5 protein-coding genes are annotated in these 6,359 nt (G+C 28.8%); 3 read left to right on the top strand and 2 right to left on the bottom strand.

What is annotated here, in order from left to right:
- A partial coding sequence (locus tag C4S76_RS09740) for a contractile injection system protein, VgrG/Pvc8 family (protein ID WP_105194278.1) occupies positions 1-1,361 on the bottom strand: 1,361 nt, incomplete at its 3' end.
- A gap of 1,008 nt (positions 1,362-2,369) precedes the next feature.
- On the opposite strand from C4S76_RS09740, the gene C4S76_RS09735 reads away from it, so the two are divergent.
- The 3 genes from C4S76_RS09735 (at position 2,370) to C4S76_RS09725 (ending at position 5,781) form a co-directional block, all read left to right on the top strand.
- Positions 2,370-3,287 carry an EamA family transporter gene (locus tag C4S76_RS09735; RefSeq protein WP_105194284.1) on the top strand — a complete coding sequence of 306 codons (918 nt, stop codon included), beginning with the start codon at positions 2,370-2,372 and terminating at the stop codon, positions 3,285-3,287.
- Between the two features lie 264 nt (positions 3,288-3,551).
- Positions 3,552-5,084 (top strand): phosphoethanolamine transferase, encoded by a 1,533-nt coding sequence (locus tag C4S76_RS09730; protein ID WP_181044101.1) that lies wholly within the window; start codon positions 3,552-3,554, stop codon positions 5,082-5,084.
- A gap of 76 nt (positions 5,085-5,160) precedes the next feature.
- Positions 5,161-5,781 carry a SanA/YdcF family protein gene (locus tag C4S76_RS09725; protein WP_245915825.1) on the top strand — a complete coding sequence of 207 codons (621 nt, stop codon included), beginning with the start codon at positions 5,161-5,163 and terminating at the stop codon, positions 5,779-5,781.
- A 5-nt stretch (positions 5,782-5,786) separates the two neighbouring features.
- On the opposite strand, the gene pth is transcribed toward C4S76_RS09725, so the two are convergent.
- Positions 5,787-6,353 (bottom strand): aminoacyl-tRNA hydrolase, encoded by a 567-nt coding sequence (gene pth, locus C4S76_RS09720; RefSeq protein WP_105194276.1) that lies wholly within the window; start codon positions 6,351-6,353, stop codon positions 5,787-5,789.
- Positions 6,354-6,359: the final 6 nt, after the last annotated feature.

Below are 6,359 nucleotides of genomic sequence, written 5' to 3'. Positions count from 1 at the left end.
TTGCCTCCTCCGGAATGGGGCTGTATTACCTGTACCCAAGGAGTCTGGCTGTTAGCCCTCCTTTGCCAGGCAAACTGCACCCTTACCCTTCCCATTTTCAGGGGGTCTCGGTTGTCCTTTACAGTGGCATGTTGTATCTGGGCTTTGGGAGCTTCAACCTCGTTATAGTATGGAGGAACCGGTAAGTCTTTAGGTACTCCGACAAAGGTATTGGTATACCCTTCTCCGTCTGCAAAGGTGTGGACGATCTCGGTAATCTTATACGATTCTATGGGTACCCGTCCGTTTTTGAATATTTCATGCCCCGGAATCCAAGCCATCATCTTAACCACATCACCGACACGTAAGCAAGGATTATTACTGGTAGCTTCCACATAGACTAAATTCTGCCTTTTCTTCATATCTCTTTCCAATGATCGTTGCATATCCAACGAGCCGTTAAGCAATAAGCTCTGATCGTAATGGGCCGTAGGAGATACATTATATAGGTTTTTGGATGCATTGTAGGCAAATTGCTGAAAAGGGTTGTTAGAGGATTGTATGCTTTGGGTTTTGGAATCTAGCAAATAGTCTGTTCCTTGTTTGGCATCATAGACCGTATAGGAAAAATTCTGGGGCTGCACTTCCATCTTAATTTCATAATCGTAAACATCTTCTCCTTCCATTAACTCAATAATTTTACCTCCCCAGGCAGAGAAACAAAACTGTTCTCCATTGTAGTAAAAATATTCTCCAAACCTTTTACTTAGCTGCTGTAAAAACTGAAAATCGGTGCTGTTGTATTGTACTATATAATTCAGCCTTTCATTGTAATTAGGATTAATATGAAAGCTTATAACATTTTGCGGATAGTCTTTAATTACTTCTTTAATAATTTCCTCAAAGGTCTGGTTTTCAAAACTGCGGCAATGGAGCCCGTTTTCCATAAGAATGGAAGGAGAAGTCCCCCGAAAAACAATCTGGCGAATTCCTTCTTTTTTAGGCATGGAAAGTTGGGTAATGATTCCGGTAAAAATAGAGGTGGTTTTCCCGAACTGTCGGAATTGGAAACTAATCCTTTTTCCTAAATATTCTCTGGAGTTTTGTAAAAGGTAAGTGGTATGATTCTCTCCGAATTCGTCGGGGTCACAAATAAGGGTAAATTCGTGCAGGTCATTGATTTTTTGCCTGATTTCTAATTGGATATTTGTTTGAGTGAAAAAATCAACTCCATTGATCTTTATTTGAACTGATACTAAGTGGGAATCTCCGTATAAGTCTTCTTTTGTTCCTCCGTATTTTGCAAAATAAGAGGATTTATTTTGGGGTGGATTAATTTGAAAAAGAGGGTTTTTCTCCTCATTGGGGTTAAGTGTGTCCATATATAGTCAATTATAAAGAGTTAAATAAATAACAAATATATTATCATATAGGAGCAAATATATAAAATAATTTAATATAAAATAAAAAAACTATAAAAATAATTATTTAGGGATATTAAATATATTTTTAATAAATATATGTTATATTTATATATTTTATTTATGTTTTAATAGGAATAAGTGTATTTTTGTAATCAGTTTTAATAAATTTATTGTTTATGTGGAAGTTATAGAAAATAGGTAAGGAGATAGAAAATCAAATATTTTATTTAATATATGGATGTTACCTACATTGTCTAAATTTGTATTAGCTTTTATACTGTAAAGAGCTTTACTAAGCACAGAACTTTCAATAAATTAAAGCATTTTTTTGAGCTATCCCTTTTTTTAAATATTTATGCAATATGACTAATCTGTGAAATACAACATATTTTGAATTTGTTTTCCACGGACCTTTTATATGTTGGTATGTTTGTTCATTATTAATAATGAGGACAACAATATCCGGCAATGGATAATTATTGATTGCATATCCCCAACTTTTTTCAAGGTCTTTTATTATAATTGAAAGATGGAGGTAAGCTGTCTTACAATTGATTGCTTCTATCTTTTTTCTTCTTTGAATATCTTTATCTAAAATTTTCCAAATTCGATTTAATTATTCATTTTTTGCCTGTCTGAAAATTATTTCCATATTAAATCTTCATTTTCTTGAAACAAAATTTAAAATAATAATTATTGGTAAAATAGAAATTATAAACAGAAAATTTTTATTTTATAGTTTAATGCAATATCTGAATCGAAAGCAATATCAGTTAGTTATGTAAATGATTTAGTATATGTTCGCAGTTTCAATAATGAGAGTATGCAATATACATTATTTGTTATTTAATATTTATAATAAATATTTTTAAACAATTTAATTAATAGCTAAAAAGTATTATAATTATCATTGTTCCGTTTTGTGTAATGTTCCGTATTTTTGCTCCGAGAAAAAATGATATACAGATGAATAAAAAACTAAGAGGAGGTATATTTGTCTTTTTAGGGGCATGTAGTTTTGGGTTATTATCGACAATTGTAAAAAAAGCTTATGCGCAAGATTATAATTTAGGTGAAATTACAGGTTCTCAAACTTTATTCGGAACCTTTTTTTTATGGTTAATTTATTATTTGCAATTAAATTTTGGAATAGTAAAAAAAACAAGAAAGCATGGATTTTCAGGACAGGTGCAAAAAAACGCTACAAAATGGTGGAAAGTATTATTTGCCGGTACTTTCACAGGCTTAGTGGGAATGTTTTATTATAAATGTGTAAGTTTATTACCGGCTTCTATAGCTATTATATTATTAATGCAATATTTATGGATGAGTATAATTCTGGATGCATTAGTTTTTAAGAAGAAACCGACACGTATTCAAATTTTAGCGACAGTTGTAGTTTTAATAGGAACTATATTCGCAGGAGGAATATTTAATCAGACAATTACCCTCAATATGGTGGGTATTATATATGGTTTATTGGCTGCGTTGTCTTATGCTTTATTTATTTTATGTAGTGGTAGGGTAGGTAATGATTTACCTGTATTCAAAAAAAGTGCATTAATGATTACCGGATCTTTTATTTTGACCTGGGTTGTTTTTCGACCTACATTTTTATTTGATGGTGTTTTTATTTCCGGATTATATAAATGGGGGATAGCTTTGGCTTTATTAGGAACAGTTATTCCTCCACTTTTCTTTTCAATAGGGGTTCCTAAAGTTGGCATTTCTGTAGGGACTATATTAAGTGCCGCGGAATTGCCGATAGCAGTTCTTTCTTCTTATTTTATATTGCAAGAAAAAGTACAAACTCTTCAATGGTTAGGGGTTATACTTATACTTATATCTATAATAATGAGTAATTTAATTAAAGAAAAAAAATAAGGAACTTATTTTTTGAAGGATTAATAAAAAATTATTTACAACATAATAAATATAATATTATTGTTAAGAGTAGTTTTTAGCTTTTTGTATAATAATTATATATAATTGATTTAACTTTATATATATATAGTTTATATATATTTGTTTTTAATTTAGCAAATAACGTTCATGTTAAAAATATTGAAATTTTTATGTTCTTATAAATATACATTGATTTGTTCATTTTATTTAGGAGGTATTTGTTATTTATTTGATAAAAATTTTTTGACTTCCTTTTACGGTTTACTGATTATATTAAATATAGTCAGTATTTTAATAATCATAAATATCTTAGGAAGAATAAAATATACATTTTTTGTAACATTTATTTTTTCTTTTTTCATAGCTTTTGATGCCTATTTTGCTTATGCATATCATAATCCAATATTTTTGGGGGGCTTAGCTTCGATTTTTGAAACAAATTTATCGGAAGCTAAAGAGGCCCTAGGGCAAGTTGTATTTCCGGCTACAATTATATTTTTATTGAGTTTTTTTCTCATTTTTATGTCACAAAGAGAATTAAAAAAATCTCAATTATTGTTAAAAAAATCAATCATATTACTAACTGTTTATTTAATTATTATAATACCAGTAAGTTATTTTTTTATAATATCTAAGGTAGAAAGACTACGTCAGGAATTTCCTGCTAATCCTATTCTTACCCTTCAACGATTATCTTTGCAAACTCTTCCTTTAGTTTATAATGATTGGTTGACCTTTATAGCATATCGGCAGGAGATGTCCAAGTTTCATAAATATGGAAAAGAAAAAAGAGTATTACCTAATGGTATTTATTTAAATAAAAACAATTTATCTCCTGAGAAAATATTCTTAATTATTGGAGAAAGCTCTTGGAGAAAACATTATTCATTATATGGATATTCAATAATTACTACTCCTTTTCTAGATAGTTTAAATAAAGAAAAAAATGTAGATTTTAAATATTACGATGCAATTAGTCCGGCTCCAATTACAAGGGAGGCACTTAGGATCGTATTAAGTTTTTCTACACAATTTACTATTCAACCTTTTTTTAGAGAAAAAAATATTGTTGAATTAGCAAATGATGCAGGATATGAAACTATATGGATTTCTAATCAAGATCAGATAGGAATGTTTGAAAGTTATGTTGGGTTTATTTCTTCAGGTGCTACTGAGCAATACTTTCCAGAATCACAAGTAAGGAATAAAAAAAATCATGATTTAGTTTTATTAAATATATTGAAGAAAAACTATAACAAAAAGAAGAAGCAGTTTTTTGTTATACACTTAATGGGTAGCCATATATTATATAATGAGAGGTATGATTCAGCAGATATGAAGGCCATTAAAAAAAGTGAAGATTTTTTTACAATTGATTATGATCGTTCAATTCATCAGACAGATAGGGTTCTTAGAGGAGTAAATAATCTAATGAAAAATAGCTCTTCTTCACTAATGATATATTTTTCTGATCATGGAGAAAAAATTGGAAAAGGTCATGGATTTATGGAAGATGGTACACCTCAATTTGAAATTCCATATATAACTGTTAATAAAAGTAATTTTGATGTTGATAATGTTATTTTGAAATATATAAACAAAAATACCCGGTTATTAAACAGTTCTTGTTCAATTTATGTATTAGCTGAAGCATTAGGATATCATGTTCCAGATAAATATAAAAAGCAGGCTATATATGAAGGTAGATATATTTTCCATGTTGATTCACAAGTATATCCATATTCTAAAATACAAAGAGAAGATAATAGATTATAGTTGTTTGTAGTAATTAATATTTTATATATTTGAATTGTAAACTTAATATATGTTGAGGAAAATTTTAAAAAGTAAAATGTTAAAAGGTTTGATTTTGATTTTTTTAGCTATTATTTTGATATTATTCATTATAGATAAAATTATCTCATTTAAATCTGAAAATTATATTTATAACCAAACACAAAACATCCCATATAATAGAGTAGGTTTACTATTAGGAACCTCTAAAAAATTAAATAACGGATGGAATAATTTATATTTTTCTTATAGAATACAGGCAGCAAAACAACTTTATGATGCGGGTAAAGTACATATTTTTATAGTGAGTGGTGATAATAGCCGAAAAGAATATAATGAAGCTCAAGATATGAAAGATGATCTTATCGCTTTAGGTATTCCATCAGATAGTATTTATTTAGATTTTGCCGGATTCAGAACTTTGGATTCGGTGGTCAGAATGAAAGAAATTTTCGGGCAGAATAAATTTACTATAATATCTCAAAAATTTCATAATGAAAGAGCAATACTTATAGCCAGGCATTATAATATGGATGTGGTAGGTTATAATGCAAAAGATGTTAATTCTTATTATGGATTTAAGACAATGGCTAGAGAAAAGCTGGCTAGAGTAAAAGTATTTTTAGACTTTTTAACCGGAAAAAAACCTAAATATTTAGGAGATAAAATTCAAATCTAACAAAATTATTTTCCGTTAAACTCATTCATAGTATGAGTAATTCCTGTAAAAATAAAATTCATTATTGCATCTGTACTTAGATCAATTCTGGGAACTAGAAGTTTTTTTTCTTCATCACTCCATTTTCCTAAAACATAATCGATTTGTTTTCCTTTAGCAAAGTTATTTCCGATTCCAAATTTCAGCCTTGGATATTGCTGCGTTTGTAATTCAGATTCTATACTTTTTAAGCCATTGTGTCCAGCATTGCTACCTTTCGATTTAATTCTAAGGGTTCCAAATGGCAGACTTAGATCGTCACAAATAATTAGAATGTTCTCTATTTTTATATTTTCTTTTTGAATCCAATATTTTACGGCATTTCCACTTAAATTCATATAAGTATCAGGCTTAAGAATAAAAGTTTTTCTTCCTTTATATGAAGTTTCATTAATTTGCCCAAAATTAGATGCTTTAAAAGAGTTGCCTAATTTTTGCGATAATTGGTCTACAATAAGGAAACCTATATTATGACGGGTCATTTCATATTCTAAACCTACATTACCTAAACCCACAATTAAATATTTATTCATACTAAA

Origin of the sequence: Apibacter adventoris, from assembly GCF_002964965.1 — a bacterium.
Classification (GTDB): Bacteria; Bacteroidota; Bacteroidia; order Flavobacteriales; family Weeksellaceae; genus Apibacter; species Apibacter adventoris.
This window is presented reverse-complemented; position numbering and strand designations above follow the sequence as displayed.

What these genes read in the sequence shown, in the direction of transcription:
- C4S76_RS09735 (WP_105194284.1), top strand. Translation starts at nt 2,370, where the DNA reads ATGAATAAAAAACTAAGAGGAGGTATATTTGTCTTTTTAGGGGCATGT.
- C4S76_RS09725 (WP_245915825.1), top strand. Translation starts at nt 5,161, where the DNA reads ATGTTAAAAGGTTTGATTTTGATTTTTTTAGCTATTATTTTGATATTA.
- pth (WP_105194276.1), bottom strand. Translation starts at nt 6,353, where the DNA reads ATGAATAAATATTTAATTGTGGGTTTAGGTAATGTAGGTTTAGAATAT.